Source organism: Flavihumibacter cheonanensis, from assembly GCF_022352215.1.
GTDB classification, from domain to species: domain Bacteria; phylum Bacteroidota; class Bacteroidia; order Chitinophagales; family Chitinophagaceae; genus Flavihumibacter; species Flavihumibacter cheonanensis.
The window spans coordinates 927,704-943,799 of the sequence record NZ_JAKRWF010000001.1; the positions used below are offsets into that span (position 1 = coordinate 927,704).

Genomic DNA, 16,096 nt, shown 5'->3' on the forward strand with positions numbered 1-16,096 from the left:
TACGATTGAATATAATAAGAAAATAGATTGGGGGGACGATCAATTGAAAAAATTTCAGGCAAATGAAATTCTTCCTATTTTCACTGATTCAGTGCAAGATTTAATTGCCAAACCAAAAATCTGGATTTTATCATGTCGCAAACCAAACAACCAACCAATACAGGTGCTCTAGCGACGCTTGTAATGGTGTTCTTTTTCTGGGGCTTTATTGCCGCTTCCAACAGTATTCTGATTCCATTCTGTAAAACGCACTTTGAATTAAATCAGTTTCAGAGCCAGTTGATCGGCTCAGCGTTTTATGGGGCCTATTTTATAGGCAGTCTGATTTTATTCATCGTTTCCAATAGTTTGGGATATGATATTTTAAACAAGATCGGTTATAAAAAAGGCATTATATACGGATTATGGATATCCGTATTGGGCGCCTTGCTAATCATTCCTTCTGCCAATGCCAACTCATTTCCTGCGCTACTTGGGTCATTGTTTGTAGTGGCTTTAGGGTTTTCTTTGCAGCAGACAGCTGCTCAGCCGTTCGCCATTGTGCTAGGTGATCCATCCACAGGTACACAGCGTCTGAACCTGGGTGGTGGTGTGAACTCACTGGGTACTACCCTAGGCCCCATCATCGTGAGCTTTTTCCTTTTCGGATCGGTTTCTGATGTAGGGAAAGAAGTTACCATCACTAACATTAATACACTATACATAATTGTTGCCGCTGTATTTGCAGCAGTTGCCCTGTTTTTCTCTTTTTCAAAAAATCTGCCGGATGGCAAAAACGACGAGCGGTTTGAAAAGGCCAATAAGGCGGCTGGTGCCCTGTTGATGATGACAGGTGTTATCCTGGCAATCATCCTGGTAGGACAGTTTACAGATACCAGCAAACTGGTGTTGCTATTGCTAACCCTGATCGCAGTTGTTGCTATTCTTTTTTACTCCAATGCTTCAGCGGTTAAGAGCCCTGAAGGCTGGGGCGCCATGCGTTATCAGCAATTGATCTATGGGATGCTGGGGATCTTTGTATATGTAGGTGTGGAAGTAACCATTGACAACAACTTCGGTGCATTGCTGAAAACGCCCGGATATTTCAATGAAGTGGGACTGGATGAAAGTGAAATCTCGCATTTTATATCCCTGTATTGGGGGAGTTTGATGATTGGTCGCTGGACAGGTGCCATTGGTGTATTCAATCTCTCGGCGATGGGTAAACGAATTGCAACGATCGTAGTTCCCTTTATTGCTTTTGCTGTGGTCTTGTTTGCCAATCATCTCAAGGGAAATAATATCAGTGATCTTTATGGCTATTCAGTAGTTGTAGTAATCATGATCCTGGCGTTTTTCTATGGTCAGGAAAAACCTGTTAAAACCTTGCTGACAGTATCAGTTTTGGCTACCATTTTTATGCTGATTGGAGTCTTTACAAAAGGACTTATTTCTGTTTATGCCCTGATGGCAGGCGGTTTGTGTTGTTCGGTAATGTGGCCATCGATCTTTTCGCTGGCTGTTGCCGGATTGGGCAAATACACGAGCCAGGGTTCTGCTTTCCTGATAATGATGATTTTAGGTGGGGCCGTTATACCGCCATTACAGGGGGTACTTGGAGATATTAAGGATATGCATTTTTCTTATTTATTAGCGGCTGCCTGTTTTGCATTCCTTGCTTATCTTGCGATCAAACTTAAAAACGTATTAACCTCCCAGGGGCTGGATTTCGACAGCCAGATTGGTGGTGGACATTAATTGCAAGCGAACATGAGCATGACTAAAATTCCTTTAGAATACGCCATTGGTGTGGATATCGGTGGCACTAATACCAAGTGTGGTATTGTGAATCGTCGTGGTGAAGTACTGCAGTATGAACAGTTATCAACACCGGAATATGAAAATCCGGAGGCCTTTGTGGATGCACTTTGTGTACGGCTGAATCTGATGATTGAAAAAGTCGGAGGAATTGAGCTGATCAAGGGTATTGGTATTGGTGCGCCAAATGGCAATTATTACACCGGAACTATTGAATACGCTCCGAATCTGCGCTGGGTGGGCGTAGTTCCCCTGGCAGATATGGTTAGCCAGCGCATGGGCCTGGCAACTGCCCTTACTAACGATGCCAATGCGGCAGCAGTGGGTGAAATGCAATATGGAGCGGCCAAAGGCATGCGCGATTTCATCACCATTACCCTCGGTACCGGTGTTGGAAGTGGCATTGTGGCAAACGGTCAGCTTATTTATGGCCACGATGGTTTTGCCGGCGAACTGGGACATACGATTATTCGTCCGGGTGGCCGACCTCACTGGTCAACCCAACTCAAAGGTTCCCTGGAAGCCTATGCTTCCGCTACTGGTGTTGTGTTAACTGCAAAAGAAATGCTACAGCAAGAACCGGAGAAACCCAGTATGTTGCGCAAGTACAATTTAGAGGAGTTAACCAGCAAACAAATTTTCGATTGTGCTATGCAGGGAGATGAGATTTCCCAATCGGTGTATCGGTTTACAGGACAGATTCTCGGCGAATCCCTGGCCAATTTTGTAATGTTTTCTTCTCCGGAAGCGATCATCCTGTTCGGTGGACTAATCAAAGCCGGTAATCTTATTTTTGATCCAACGATTGAACACATGGAGCGGAACCTGCTGCCCATCTTCAAGAATAAAGTGAAGGTAATCAAGAGTGACCTTCATGAGGCAGATGCCGCCATTCTGGGAGCGAGCGCATTGGTGTGGGAGATGAAGCAGAGTAGTTCGTCGCTATGAGGAAGTGAGATGTCAGACGTGAGACGTGAAAAGTGAAAGGTGAAACGTGAAAGATTGTGAAAGGTGAAAGGTGAAAACGGAGTCGGGATTTGCGGCTCAGATTCAAATAATTTCCCGGTCAAATTTAACTTGACCGGGATTTTTTATTATTAAGTCCTAAATAAACCAGTCTTTCCAGATTTTTATTGGTGGTTATATGTATCAGCTTCCAAGCAAAGCATTGCCTGTAAGTAACGATACTAGTTGAATCATTTTGTGTAGGGTATAATTACAATTGTTCCTTGTGTTTGAGTTTGATAAGGCTGCTCAAAGATTTGAGTTCTTCTCACGTCTCACGTCTCACGTCTCACATTTTACCATTTTCACCTTTCACCTTTCACCTTCCATACCATCGCCGCCGGCACTGCCCGTTGACCTTCCTTATCGGATGGCCGGATGGTTTCCATTCCGTTTATCAGCAAACAGGAACTGCCGCCTCCATCCAGGTTCAACGCTTCCACACAACCAAGTTGTACAAGAAGAGCTGCGGTTTCGGTTAGAGTGGCACCTGCTGCAACACCAGGATTTCTACCCTCTATGACCAGCACAAGTATTTTACCTTCTTTTGTATAACCAATGGCTGTCCTTGGATGAGCATCATGGATAGCTTTACCTGCGAATTTTCGCTCTTCGTTATTGGTTATGTTAACTGAGCTGTTTTGAACCAGTACTGGACCACCGCCAACTACCGTTTGCATTTTCCATCGTTTCAATTGCATACTGGAGGAAAAATGACTCAGTGTGGTGGTGGACTTTTTTGCTGTGGCAAAATTGAATTCATATTGGCTGTCTTTGTACAAATCCGGAACCAGTTGGGTCGCATATGGCTTTCGTTTGTTCTTCGCTGTGAAGGTCCAGGCTACGTCCATTTCTCCTTTCTTATTGATGCCAAGCGCACTTACAAATGGATGATAGTATTGCCCACTGTCAACTCCCCTGCCTGTTATGGTATGCTGGTTATAAGCCAGTAACCTTCCTCTGTTTACAATAACGTTCAGATTCAGATTGTCTTTAAAAGAAAAAAAACTGGTATTCACAACCAGCACCGGATGATTATTTTTCTCATAGAATCCGGAAGGAGTGAGTCGCCGGTTTTGGGTGGTATCATGCTCCATTTGCAGCGAACCGGAACCTGGATCAGCAATCACGTAAAATGCACGGAAGGCTTTGTTCTGGTACATCCCTTCAAAGGAATATACTTCCATACCTGGGGGTATTGGACCGAAATCAGAAGACCTGTTTTGCCAGTTAATTGAAGCTTCGCTTTGGAAATCTGTGTTAGGCTTGACAAATAAAGGTTGCACCTCTTTATGGGTTTCTCCGGTTGAACCAGTTAACTGGGCACTACTAACAATAGGAAAAAATAAAAGGCCGATTAAGGCCTTGAAAAATAAGTTGCTCATGCTATTTAACGACTCCATCAGGATGCTTTATAAACTTCTATACCTTCTTTTTCTTCCATCCACTTCTGCTTTCCATAACCGGGAATAACATGACGTTCGGAGTGATAAGAAGAACGAACCAGCGGACCACTTTCCACATAATCCAATCCCAGGTTATAACCAATTTCGCGGTACTCGGCAAATTCATCCGGGTGTACGAACCGATCTACCGGTAGATGCTTTTTTGTAGGCTGAAGATATTGCCCAATCGTTACCACATCCACTCCGTTATCCCTCAAATCGGTCAATGTCTGAATTACTTCTTCTTTGGTTTCTCCCAGTCCCAGCATGATACCGCTTTTCACGCGCATACCGCCTTCTTTCAGCGTTCTCAGCACGTCCATACTTCTCCAGTATTTTGCCTGGATACGGACGCGTTTGGTGAGTCGCTCTACAGTTTCAATATTATGCGAAACTACTTCCGGGGCAGCATCAATTACACGCTGAATCTGGTCTTTTATGCCTTTAAAATCAGGGATCAGGGTTTCCAGGGTAGTTTCCGGGTTCAACTGCTTCACCGCCTTAATGGTATTGTACCAAATGGTTGAACCACCATCTTTTAATTCATCCCGGTCTACAGAAGTAATTACCGCATGTTTCACTTTCATCAGATAGATGGCTTCCGCTACCCGCTGGGGTTCATCCCAGTCAATCGGGTCGGGCCGTCCTGTAGCAACTGCACAAAAACCACAACTCCGGGTACAGGTATTGCCCAGGATCATAAAAGTGGCTGTGCCTTCACCCCAGCACTCTCCCATATTGGGACAGTTACCGCTTTCACATATTGTATGAAGCTTATGTGTATCTACAAGAGAACGAACATGTTTATAACTTTCCCCGGTAGGAAGTTTAACTCTTAGCCAATTAGGCTTTTTAATAGCAGACTCAGATTTCGGAACAGCTGCAACTACGGGTAATTCCTGCATAATGGAACAAAATTACATTACTTACGCTTACCAAAGAGTACGGTTACGTAAGCATTAAAAAACAGGTTCCTTTCTTTATTGTTCACCATCTGAAGTACGGACTGGCTGTAATATTCAAGGTTTACCCCCGCTTCAATAGCGGAAACCACTTCGTTGAAGCGGCCATAATCAAAACGAAGTGCTGCTTTAGCATGCGCACCCGGATTGAATTTTAACTCTCCCCATCCTACCGTGAAACCGGATGCTCCCAGGTAAGCATACTGGCGGAAATCCTCAATTTCTGTAAAACGTTTACGACTTCTTTCCTCTGTGGTACGATCTACCACATCTACGTAATAAGGCTTTTCTAGTCCGAAGCTGATACCTCCTGCCCAGATGCCAGTTACCGACACCCCGTTTTTATTGCTTTTTCCACCGATCAGGTATTGCTGACCGTAAGCTCCTTTTAATTGATAAAAATTGTTTGCTTTCCCAAAAACATATTGATTTACGTTTCCGGTGAACAGGTCAATACTTCCGGCATCCTTATCTTCTTTGGGATGTTTCTTTTCGTTGAATTCAATCTGGATTAACCTCGTCTTGCGCGGCGTAATAAATTTCCCCTTTTCAAAGAAGATACCCCAGCCATCGCTATTTAGTCGTAATCCAAATACATTGTGTTTATCGAAAATCAATTGCCCTTCTTCTTCCATCTTTAATAAGGCATTGATTCTTTCTTTTTTTTCAGCTTTCTTGTCCTTCCTGGAGGACGCGGGATTGGATTGGGCCCATACCATGGTTGTCATCACAATTCCTATCGGCAATAACAAGATTTTTTTCACAGTCATTTTTTTAGGTACCTGCTAGCGTAAATTTATACAAAAATAACAGCATGACAGCATCCGTTGTTTACGAAGGACATTTACGTTGTAAGGCCACACACCTGCAGAGCGGTACATCAATTGAAACAGATGCCCCAACGGATAACAGGGGAAAGGGAGAGCGTTTTTCACCTACCGATATGGTTTGTGTAGCGCTTGGAACCTGCGCCATTACTACAATGGGCATTAAAGCACAGGATATGGGGATAGAACTGGCTGGTACTACCATAGATATTCAAAAACACATGGTCAGTGACCCCAGAAGGATAGGTAAAATTGATGTTATTCTGCATTTCCCGCAAACGTTAAACCTAAGTGAAAAAGATCGGGTCATCCTGGAAAGGGTTGGAAACAACTGCCCGGTGTTCAAAAGTTTATCTCCCGATGTTAACATGAACCTGGTTTATGTATGGTGAGGTTCTTTTAGCAAATACCGACCAATGGAACAATCCAGGCAGCGTCTAGCCTCGCAATAATACTTTTTAAGTTCAATGAGAGCCTGACTTTCAAGCGCTGTTTCGGAGGTGGCTCCCGCACGTTGCCACTGTTTAATCAGCGCATTTCGCTCAGCCGGCAGACTACTCAGCCAGTTGATCGCTTTTTGCTGAAGAGCCGGCTGTTGTTGATAAACTCCTGCTGCATATTGGTATGGAATAATCACATTTATGAGTAGCTGCTGGATCAGTTCTTCACCTGTATGTTTGGGCTGGTAGGGAGAAGCTTCATCGAGCGTAAAGTGATAATGCCAAAAATCATTGGCGGTTATATCGAGTGTTCTGGCAATGTCCGGAAGTTTTTCTGCTTCCAGCCAGCTCCGGCTGAACATACCTTGCTGATGCCAGAGCATGGCCAATTGTGCCAGCCGTACTTCCGGAAAAGCAGTTGGACGCATTCGTAGTTTCTGCATTCTGCCATGTAATTCCGGTAACTGATACTTGTGTTGCAGATATTGATATTCGCGTTGTAATAACTGCACATAGGGGTCGGGGTTGGATTCCTTTAAGAGATTTGCCTGCCCCAATAATAAGGCCTCGAGTTGTATCACCTGATCCTTGTGTCTTGCCATAATACGGGATGGCAGACTTTTCGCTACCTGCTCAAAAAAATCACCGTTCACTACTGAGCCCATATACCTGGCCATCCAACACCAGGAGGCATCGTTCCAGTTATGGTTGCATGATTTATACAGGTTAAGTAAATCTTTTGCCTTGCGTTGAATCCGTTCCAGTATCAACTGCTGTTTCCAGTTTGCCCAGTAATCATTCGTTATGTCGGGCAACCATTCCTGGCAAACCAATTGCCCACCCGATTGCATAAGTTGTTCATACCTTTCTAACAGTATAGCCGATACCCGGTCTTGCAAAACCAGGGTCGGTAAACTGGCTGATAAGCGCGGAGCATCATTTTCCCATACTACGTGCAGGATTACATTGTTGTAAGATGGGTCTGTCTGGTGGCGATGCTGGTACCATTGAGAGCTTTTTACATGTATCTCTACATTTCCCGCCCAGGTAGTACCATCCAGCAGAATACGCGCATTGAGAAAATCAGGTCCCTGGTCGTGATTCCATGTGCCGGGATCACGGATGATCAATTGCTCACCGCTTTCCAGCACCAGATTATTCAGCTGGAAATATTTTTCCTGCCAGATAAACTGCAAGAGTCGCTCTTTCATTTTTTTGATGAAAACTAAGTTCCTTCTGCTTGCTGGTCAAGCGTTAAAACACCTGAGTTTGCAGGGTTTGAACAACGCGACTAACTGGTAATCCCATTACATTGTAAAAATCACCTGCAATGGAATGAATCCCGACCACACCAATCCATTCCTGGATGGCATAAGCGCCTGCCTTATCATATGGAAGATAATGGTCTATATAATAGGTAATCTGCTCCAGTGTTAACGGATGAAACTGTACCCTTGTGATATCTGAAAATGACCATTCCTTCTCTCCTTTTCGAATGACCACACCCGTTATAACCTGGTGTGTTTCACCGGAAAGGTTACTTAAAATTTTTATTGCATCCTCCCTGTCTTTAGGTTTTCCAATGATCTGTTTATTTAATACAACAATGGTATCCGCAGCCAGCACAATTCTTTCATCTAATAATTCTTTCTGAATTACCCTGGCTTTTTCCCTTGCTATGAAAACGGGCACTTCTTCAATAGCTAAATCAGGTGGAAAAGTTTCAGCGGTCTCTTTCACTTTTATTTCAAACGGGATCTCTGCCCATTCCAATAATTGTTTTCTTCTTGGCGATTGCGATGCGAGTATAATTTTTTCCATCATAAATACCACTTAAAAAACAGCAGTGTCAGTATGCCTGCCAGCATAATACCCTTTATCAATGAACTGAGCCTGTGAAAATCGGATGGGGTTTGCGCTTTTTTCAGATCCAGCAAAAACATGATTAAAGGAAAGATAACAGCTAATAGGGAAAACAATACGCCAATCCACCAGCCTTTAAACAACCCGATCACCTGGATAATCCCCAGGCTGGCCAGTAATACAATTGTCCAGATGCCAACAAATAATTTACTAGCCTGAAGCCCCCATACTATCGGCATGGTTTTACAACCATACCTGTCGTCTCCTTCCCGGTCTTCCATATCTTTTACCACTTCCCGGATCAAAGAAATAATAAATGCAAATCCACTGTATAAAACCGCGTATTTGAATACATTCTTGAACGCCAGGATATAATCTGGATCGTCAAACCGGCTGATACGCATTTCGGCAAAATAAAGAACAAGAATAACCCAGGCAGTTAATAAGGATATAAGGATATTACCAATCAGCAATTGTTTTTTAAACGTGGTACTGTACAACCATAACAGGATCACACAACCGAAATTGGCAAAACCGATGATCGGATTACGAAGTTCCCAGGAGACATAAAAGGCAAGTACGATACCTATACTGGAAAAAATAAAATGCCAGAAGATTGCCCAGCGTCTGCTAATAAAACGCTGTACTACGATTGCGTCCGGTTTGTTCACCTGGTCAATATTCAGATCGAAATAGTCATTGATTATATAACCGGCTGCTGCTATCAGAACCGATGAGAGCCCGAGCATACCAAAGATCGGCAGGCTCAGCTTCAGGTTAACTCCAATGGTTGGCTGCAGGACACAGTAGTAAAATAACAGCTGTGTTACAACAATAAAAACCAGGTTAGGCCATCGAACCAGTCGGAGAAATGCAGCGATTGTTTTCAAATTTACGCTTTCAGTTTTTCAATTTATTTGCTTGATACGGTAGTATCGATCTGCCAGTCACCTCTTAATTTCATAATTTTTTCCAATACATCTCTAACACAGCCCTCTCCTCCCTTTTGCTGACTGATATAAGTGGCTACCTGCAAGATTTCCGGAGCAGCATCTGCAGGAGCACATGGTAATCCAACCAGCTGCATCACTGAAAAATCCGGAATATCATCGCCCATAAAGAGGATTTCTTCCCAATGTAACTGTAGCCTGTTTCTGTATTCTTCCAGTAAAGCAGCTTTGTTCTCCACTTTGAGATAAACCTCCTGTATGCCGAGTTTCTGTAAGCGTTCCCGTACGGCTTCCGACTGGCCACCGGAGATGATAACAACCCGATACCCTTTCTTTACCGCCAGTTGCAATGCATAGCCATCCTTGATGTTCATGCGACGTACCATTTGTCCGTCTTCCATCAGCCATAGGGTTCCATCGGTTAATACGCCATCTACGTCCAGCACTATAGTGGTGATCTTGCGAAACTGATCCAGCAGGTTCATGATAAGTTTATTTCAGCGGACAATTAATTTAGTTGAGGGTAGCGAGCAAAACTAGCAAATGGTGATTAGACTAACAGGATTTTCACTACTTTAATAGTCCTAAAACCAACATATGAAAAGGGGAATCCGCATTTTGATCTGGATTGTGGCAATCATAGGTCTGTTATTGCTGATTGGCGCTTTCCTTCCCGGATCTGTTACTGTCTCAAGATCTACCAGTATAAAAGCACCGGCTTCAACTGTTTATGGAGTTCTTACCGATCTTACTACTTACGATGCCTGGATGCCATGGAACCAAATTGATACCAACATGAAAAAGACGTTTGGCCCTCTTACAAAAGGAAAAGGAGCCTGGTATTCCTGGTCAAGTGAAAATTGGAAAGTAGGGGAAGGCAAACTGGAAATTTCAGCTGTGGTACCGAATCAGTCAATTACTACCGATCTTGTTTTTGGCGGTTCGGATGAAATCAACAAAGCAGAATGGAAACTGGAGCCGGATGGAAATGAGACCAAAACTACCTGGACCATGCATGCGCATTTCGGCCATAATCCCATTAGTCGATGGTTTGGATTATTTGCAGAATCCATGATAGCACCTGATTTTGAGAAGGGACTTGCCCAGCTAAAGCAAAAAATTGAAACAGGTGAACTCCGTTTACCTGAACCAAAAATGATGGTTGAAACAATTAAAACAGCTCCCCTCCAGGTATTAACTATTCTGGACACTGCAGCTGTGCAATCCGATATTGGTCCGGTTTTACAAAAAGCCTATGGAGAGATCGGCGAATTGATTAATAAAGATCAACTGACCTTTACAAGCGCTCCTCTTGCCTGGTTTTACTCTAACTCAGCACCATATGTTCTGGAGGCAGCAATCCCCGTAAATAAGGCACCTAGCACTACTTCTGGCCGGATCAAATACAAAACGGTTCCCGCTGAAAATGCCGTCGTGGTGCATTTTTACGGTCCTTATGAAGAAACAAAACTAGCTTATGCCAAAATCCAGGATTGGCTGAAAGCCAATAATAAAAAGGCGAAAGGTGCTCCCTACGATGTGTATATGGATGATCCAACCACAAAAAAATCCATGTATGAAGTACGTACCGATATCATTCAGCCTTTTGAGTAATGGTATCCAGGACCTGTGATTTGTAGGAGATGATTTCTTCCGTGAGGTGCTCATACAGATCTTTCCAGTCGGGGTGCGGACTCATCAGTTCCAGATGCCTTCGAATGGTAGAGTGATCTTCCCGCATGGCAGGACCGGTTTGCCAGTTGAAGGGGTCTTTTGCAGGCTCATTGGCTGGTTCCAGCCGCAGGACAGTTTCTCTTATCAATGGTAAAAGCAATTCGAAGGAAAGCTGGTGTTCCTGGCATAAGCGATAGGCGATGCTAAACATCAGGTTAGGAAAATTATTTACCCAAACCGCGCTAACATGCATGCGTAAACGCTGGTGATCGCTGACTGACTGGCAGGAACTTCCTATGGAGCGTACGAATTTTTCTAATTGAACCAGGTCATCTGCATGGGCTGCCTGTATCAGAAAAGGCACAGAACCGCTTGCTGGTAGAGTTCCTTTTAAACTTTGTAAGGGATATAACACTCCACAACGGTTGGACACTCCATGCAATACAGCCATTGGTACAGTACCTGCTGTATGCACCACCAAACGGTTATGTAGTTGCCATTTCAACATAAGTTCCGGCAAGGCACGATCTGCCAGGGCTACTATGTAAAGATCAGCATCAGGTATAATGGAAGAAAAATCAGGTGTGAAGGCTGCGCCAAGGTCTCTTGCCAACCTTTCCCCCTTTTCCTGTGTCCGGTTCATGACCTGCAGAACCTGGTGACCCTGCTGAACGAAAATTCTGCCTAATGACCCGGCCACATTTCCTGCTCCGATCAAAACAATTTTCATATCGTAACTTTACAGCATGAAATTAGCACAAAAGCTGGCCCTGAATTACCTGCGGGCTAAATTGAATTTTACAGCCGTGTTCTCCAAACGCAAGGCTGCGGAAATGGCTTTTGAGATTTTTTCAACTCCATTTCGGCGCTCCAAGAAAAAAGAAGCCCCTGTTTTTCAAAAGGCAGACAGGTTATTTGTTCAGGTGGAAGGCAAGCGGGTGGCTGTCTATAGGTGGAATAAGGGTGGTATTCGAAAAGCAATGATCCTGCACGGATTTGAATCTTCCTCCTGGAATTTTGATCGGTATATTAGTCCGCTTGTTAAAAAGGGATACGAAGTGATTGCTGCCGATGCCCCTGCACATGGTGCTTCGGAAGGAACCCAGATCACATTGCCGCTCTATGTTAAAACTATTGCTTCTATCTACCAGGAATTTGGTCCCATTTATAGCTTTATGGCGCATTCTTTTGGTGGACTTGCTATTATGCATTTTCTGGAACAGGTGTCACACGACGACCAGGTTCGGGTTGCATTGATTGCACCCGCTACTGAAACTACTACAGCTATAAAAAGTCTGTACAAAATGCTGCAACTGGATGAAAATGTGCAGCAGTCATTTGAAGAGATTATTCTTGAAAGAGGGGGTGTGTCTTCTGCCTATTATTCAATACCCCGGGCACTGCAGCACATTCATGCCTCCATCTTATGGATCCATGATGAAGACGACGATGTAACTCCCCTCAAAGATGTAAAGCCAATTATCAAAAAAGCGCCGGCCAATATTGAATTTATGATCACCAAAGAGCTGGGGCATCGGAAGATCTACCGGGAAAATAAAGTAGTGAAAAAGGTAGTGGAGTTTCTTTAAACACCTTCTCTCCCACCCAGCATGGGTACAAAAGAAAAATTGTCAAAGACTTCTTCACTGTAACTACCATCGGATTTTTTGGTGAGTCGCAACATCCGCTGAACTTTTCCTTCTCCAACCGGAATTACCATATACCCCCCGGTTTTTAGTTGGGCGATGAGTTTCTCTGGAATGAAGGGTGCGGCTGCTGTAATGATCACTTTATCAAAAGGAGCAAAAGTCGGAAGGCCTTCAAATCCATCACCGTAAAAGAATTTGATATTGGGATATTTTTTCAGGTAACTGAAGCCCTTGTTCTGATCGAAGAGTGCTTTCTGTCGCTCGATGGTAAATACCTGTGCTCCCATTTCCGCCAATACACAGGCCTGGTAGGCACTTCCGGTACCGATTTCCAGCACTTTGTCAAATGGTTTGATCTCCAGTAACTGCGATTGATAAGCAACGGTATACGGTTGCGAAATGGTTTGTCCTACCGCAATCGGAAAGGCTTTGTCTTCATACGCTTTATCATCAAAGGCTGAATCCAGAAAATAATGACGGGGCAATTGGAGAATGGCATCCAGCACGCGTTCGTCTGTGATGCCTTTCTCCTTTAAAAGATCCACCAGTTTTTTCCGAAGTCCTTTATGGCGATACGTATCTTCAAATCTTCTCATACCGCCCGCAAGTTATTGAAAAGGATCGGATGCCAAACCATCGCTTATAATTTCATGTCGCTGATAATGCCTTTGATTTTAGTATCCAGCTCAGCTTCCTTAGCTGCAAAGGCTGCGCTGTCTGGAAGCTGTGTAGATACGCTGAAGTAAAACTTGATTTTTGGTTCGGTACCACTGGGTCTTGCAGAAATTTTGCTGCCATCTGCCAGTATAAATTGCAACACATTGCTTTTAGGCAGTTCAATTTTCCATTCTTCTCCTGTCTGCAGGTTTTTACCTTGCTGCAATTCATAATCCAGTAACTGAACTACTGCAGATCCATTTATCGTTTTTGGAGGGTTGGAGCGATACCCTTCCATCATGGCGGCAATCTGCTGTTGTCCATCCATGCCTTTTTTGGTAATGGAAATCAAATGTTCTTTGAAGAATCCATATTGTACATAGAGGTCGATCAGTTTCTGATAGAGACTTCTGCCCTTGTCTTTTTCGTAGGCAGCCATCTCACAGAGAAGCGCAACCGCACTTACGGCATCCTTGTCGCGCAATTGCGGGCCAATCATCAACCCATAACTTTCTTCCCCACCAATTACATAATTTTCTTTTCCTTCTTTTTCCTTGATGAGCTCAGCGATCCATTTGAATCCGGTCAGTACATTGTAGCAGGAGATATTGTTCCGCCTGGCGATTTCATCAATCAGTTCGGTGGTTACAATGGTTTTTACCACCATATCATTTGGCTGTGCTAAGCCTTTCGCTTTTCTGGCTTCAATCATGTAATTAAATGCAAGCACGGCCGTTTGGTTGCCATTCATCAGCACCCAGTTGCCATTGCTGTCTTTCACACCAATGCCTACCCGATCTGCATCCGGATCTGTTCCCAGCAAAATATCCGCATCAATTTCTTTGGCTTTTTCCAAGCCCAGCGCCATTGCATCAGCTTCTTCCGGATTGGGATAATTTACAGTAGGGAAATTTCCATTGGGTTCACTCTGTTCCTGCACAATGGTAACATTGGTGAAACCAAAATCCGCCAGTACATCCGGAACCAGTTTGATGCCCGTTCCATGAATGGGTGTGTAAACAATTTTCAGGTCTTTTTGACGGGCAATCACATCCGGATAAACGCTCAGGCTTTTTACCATTTTGCGGTAGGCGGCATCCATTTCTGCTCCAATCAGGGTAATATTAGCTTCCCCTCCTGACCATTTTACTTCATCTACAGAAGCAATTTTTTCTACCTCCTTGATAACGTTTTTGTCGTGTGGGGGAACCAGTTGTCCACCATCGTTCCAATAGGCTTTATAGCCATTGTATTCTTTAGGATTATGCGAAGCGGTACAAACCACTCCCCCCTGGCAGCCCAGGTGGCGGATACTGAAACTCAGTTCAGGAGTAGGGCGAAGGGCTTCAAATAGATATACTTTGATACCATTGGCCGCAAACACGTTGGCAGTGGTTTCAGCAAAAAAGCGGCTGTTATTGCGACTGTCATGGGCAATCGCTACTTTAATTTCCGTATTCGGAAAAGAGGCTTTCAGGTAATTAGAAAATCCCTGTGTAGCCATGCCTACGGTGTATTTGTTCATGCGGTTGGAACCCACCCCCATAATACCCCGAAGGCCGCCGGTTCCGAATTCCAGACTGCGATAAAAAGAGTCAGTCAGTTCTGTAGGATTGTTTTTGATCAGCTCTTCAATGCTGGCTTTGGTATCGGCATCGTAATTGCCATTTCGCCACTGGTCCACTTTTGCTTGTATTGTTGCATCCATATGGTTCGCTTTATTTAATCGGGGTTGAAGATATAGAATCTGGATGGAATCTGTTTAGCCGGGTAAAACGTATTTTTAGGGCTGAAATAATTTGATTTAGTGCGAATAAAAGCTTTGTTGAAGTCAGGAAGTATTTTACTGTTTTTGCTTTTAGCAGGATGGGCCTGTGCATTTTCACAAGTATTACCGGATAGCATTTTGAGAAAATCATGGCTAATTCTTGATACTAGTACAACTACCCTCACTAAATTAGGACCATGCCGGATAGGCCGTTTCATCCCCCCCTCCCGCAAGTGGTGGGTAGCCGGGGGGCATGCAGCTGTTTGGGCCGGCACCTACATCGCCCTCAATAAAGCCTGGTACGATGGTTATGAACGCCAGGGCTTCCACCTCTTTGATGATGGTAAGGAATGGAACCAGATGGATAAAGCCGGACATATCTGGACCACCTATCAGTTGGGCCGTTTATCAGGTGAGGTTTGGAAATGGGCGGGATTGAGGCATAACCAGGCAGTATGGCTGGGCGGCGCCAGTGCCATGGCTTTCCAGAGCATCATCGAATTGCAGGATGCCTATTCCGCTAAATGGGGTTTCAGCTGGTGGGATATCGCTGCCAATACCGTAGGTGCTGCGGCCTATGTTTCACAGGAATTAGGCTGGAAAGAACAGCGCATCCAGATTAAAATGGGTTATTTCCCTTATCGTTATCCGTCAGAACTGAAAAATCGGCAGAAAGAATTGTTCGGTGCCGGCTTTGCGGAAAGAATACTCAAAGACTATAATGGACAAACTTATTGGCTAAGTGCGAATCTGGACCGGTTTTTCCCTGCTGCGAAACTCCCCAAATGGCTGAATCTTTCGGTTGGCTATAGCAGTGATCTGATGCTGGGTGGAATGAGTAACAACTGGACCGAAGCGGATGGAACCCCTGTGAACCGGAATGATATTGTCCGTTTCAGAAGATATTATCTATCTGCTGATGTTGATTTAACGCGCATCCCTACCCGAAAAAAATGGGTGCGAACCATTTTCACAGCTCTCAACGCCATCAAGATACCTGCTCCTGCCCTAGAATATAACAACGGTGGAGGTTTCCGCTTCCATTGGTTGCACCAGTAA

The 16,096-nt window shown here is 44.2% G+C and carries 16 protein-coding genes; 6 read left to right on the top strand and 10 right to left on the bottom strand.

All coding sequences use genetic code 11. From position 1 onward, the window contains the following. Positions 1-132: 132 nt before the first annotated feature. On the top strand, positions 133-1,737 hold the full coding sequence (locus tag MD536_RS04025) for an MFS transporter (protein WP_239596027.1): 1,605 nt from the start codon (positions 133-135) through the stop codon (positions 1,735-1,737). Between the two features lie 12 nt (positions 1,738-1,749). Next, positions 1,750-2,745 carry an ROK family protein gene (locus tag MD536_RS04030; RefSeq protein ID WP_239596028.1) on the top strand — a complete coding sequence of 332 codons (996 nt, stop codon included), beginning with the start codon at positions 1,750-1,752 and terminating at the stop codon, positions 2,743-2,745. Positions 2,746-3,107: 362 nt separating this feature from the next. On the opposite strand, the gene MD536_RS04035 is transcribed toward MD536_RS04030, so the two are convergent. The 3 genes from MD536_RS04035 to MD536_RS04045 form a co-directional block, all read right to left on the bottom strand. Continuing rightward, complete coding sequence (locus tag MD536_RS04035; protein ID WP_239596029.1) at positions 3,108-3,989, bottom strand: phosphodiester glycosidase family protein; 882 nt, start codon at positions 3,987-3,989, stop codon at positions 3,108-3,110. A 215-nt stretch (positions 3,990-4,204) separates the two neighbouring features. Then, on the bottom strand, positions 4,205-5,152 hold the full coding sequence (gene lipA, locus MD536_RS04040; protein WP_239596030.1) for a lipoyl synthase: 948 nt from the start codon (positions 5,150-5,152) through the stop codon (positions 4,205-4,207). 17 nt (positions 5,153-5,169) lie between these two features. Then, positions 5,170-5,973, bottom strand: coding sequence for a hypothetical protein (locus MD536_RS04045; protein ID WP_239596033.1), 804 nt, complete (start codon positions 5,971-5,973; stop codon positions 5,170-5,172). A 50-nt stretch (positions 5,974-6,023) separates the two neighbouring features. On the opposite strand from MD536_RS04045, the gene MD536_RS04050 reads away from it, so the two are divergent. Continuing rightward, positions 6,024-6,428 (top strand): OsmC family protein, encoded by a 405-nt coding sequence (locus MD536_RS04050; protein WP_239596036.1) that lies wholly within the window; start codon positions 6,024-6,026, stop codon positions 6,426-6,428. On the opposite strand, the gene MD536_RS04055 is transcribed toward MD536_RS04050, so the two are convergent. The 4 genes from MD536_RS04055 to MD536_RS04070 are packed head-to-tail and all read right to left on the bottom strand — an operon-like array spanning position 6,416 to position 9,774. Continuing rightward, positions 6,416-7,687 (bottom strand): DUF2851 family protein, encoded by a 1,272-nt coding sequence (locus MD536_RS04055; protein WP_239596039.1) that lies wholly within the window; start codon positions 7,685-7,687, stop codon positions 6,416-6,418. The genes MD536_RS04050 and MD536_RS04055 overlap by 13 nt on opposite strands. A 43-nt stretch (positions 7,688-7,730) precedes the next feature. Further along, on the bottom strand, positions 7,731-8,300 hold the full coding sequence (locus tag MD536_RS04060; protein WP_239596040.1) for a Maf family nucleotide pyrophosphatase: 570 nt from the start codon (positions 8,298-8,300) through the stop codon (positions 7,731-7,733). After that, positions 8,297-9,229, bottom strand: coding sequence for a geranylgeranylglycerol-phosphate geranylgeranyltransferase (locus MD536_RS04065; protein WP_239596042.1), 933 nt, complete (start codon positions 9,227-9,229; stop codon positions 8,297-8,299). Before MD536_RS04065 ends, MD536_RS04060 begins: the two co-directional genes overlap by 4 nt. A 23-nt stretch (positions 9,230-9,252) precedes the next feature. Beyond that, positions 9,253-9,774: a KdsC family phosphatase gene (locus MD536_RS04070; RefSeq protein WP_239596044.1), complete on the bottom strand. Its 522-nt coding sequence runs from the start codon at positions 9,772-9,774 to the stop codon at positions 9,253-9,255. Between the two features lie 112 nt (positions 9,775-9,886). Between MD536_RS04070 and MD536_RS04075 the strand changes: the two genes are divergently transcribed. Next, positions 9,887-10,903 (top strand): SRPBCC family protein, encoded by a 1,017-nt coding sequence (locus MD536_RS04075; RefSeq protein ID WP_239596047.1) that lies wholly within the window; start codon positions 9,887-9,889, stop codon positions 10,901-10,903. Here MD536_RS04075 and MD536_RS04080 read toward each other — a convergent pair. Beyond that, positions 10,884-11,693 carry a Rossmann-like and DUF2520 domain-containing protein gene (locus tag MD536_RS04080; RefSeq protein WP_239596049.1) on the bottom strand — a complete coding sequence of 270 codons (810 nt, stop codon included), beginning with the start codon at positions 11,691-11,693 and terminating at the stop codon, positions 10,884-10,886. The two genes, MD536_RS04075 and MD536_RS04080, sit on opposite strands and share 20 nt — an antisense overlap. Before the next feature lie 16 nt (positions 11,694-11,709). On the opposite strand from MD536_RS04080, the gene MD536_RS04085 reads away from it, so the two are divergent. Next, positions 11,710-12,552, top strand: coding sequence for an alpha/beta hydrolase (locus MD536_RS04085; RefSeq protein ID WP_239596050.1), 843 nt, complete (start codon positions 11,710-11,712; stop codon positions 12,550-12,552). On the opposite strand, the gene MD536_RS04090 is transcribed toward MD536_RS04085, so the two are convergent. Then, a complete protein-coding gene (locus tag MD536_RS04090; protein WP_239596052.1) occupies positions 12,549-13,208 on the bottom strand; it encodes a protein-L-isoaspartate(D-aspartate) O-methyltransferase in 660 nt (219 codons plus the stop codon). The two genes, MD536_RS04085 and MD536_RS04090, sit on opposite strands and share 4 nt — an antisense overlap. Positions 13,209-13,252: 44 nt before the next feature. Beyond that, a complete protein-coding gene (locus MD536_RS04095; protein WP_239596054.1) occupies positions 13,253-14,977 on the bottom strand; it encodes a phospho-sugar mutase in 1,725 nt (574 codons plus the stop codon). Positions 14,978-15,076: 99 nt separating this feature from the next. On the opposite strand from MD536_RS04095, the gene MD536_RS04100 reads away from it, so the two are divergent. Further along, positions 15,077-16,096: a DUF2279 domain-containing protein gene (locus MD536_RS04100; RefSeq protein WP_239596056.1), complete on the top strand. Its 1,020-nt coding sequence runs from the start codon at positions 15,077-15,079 to the stop codon at positions 16,094-16,096.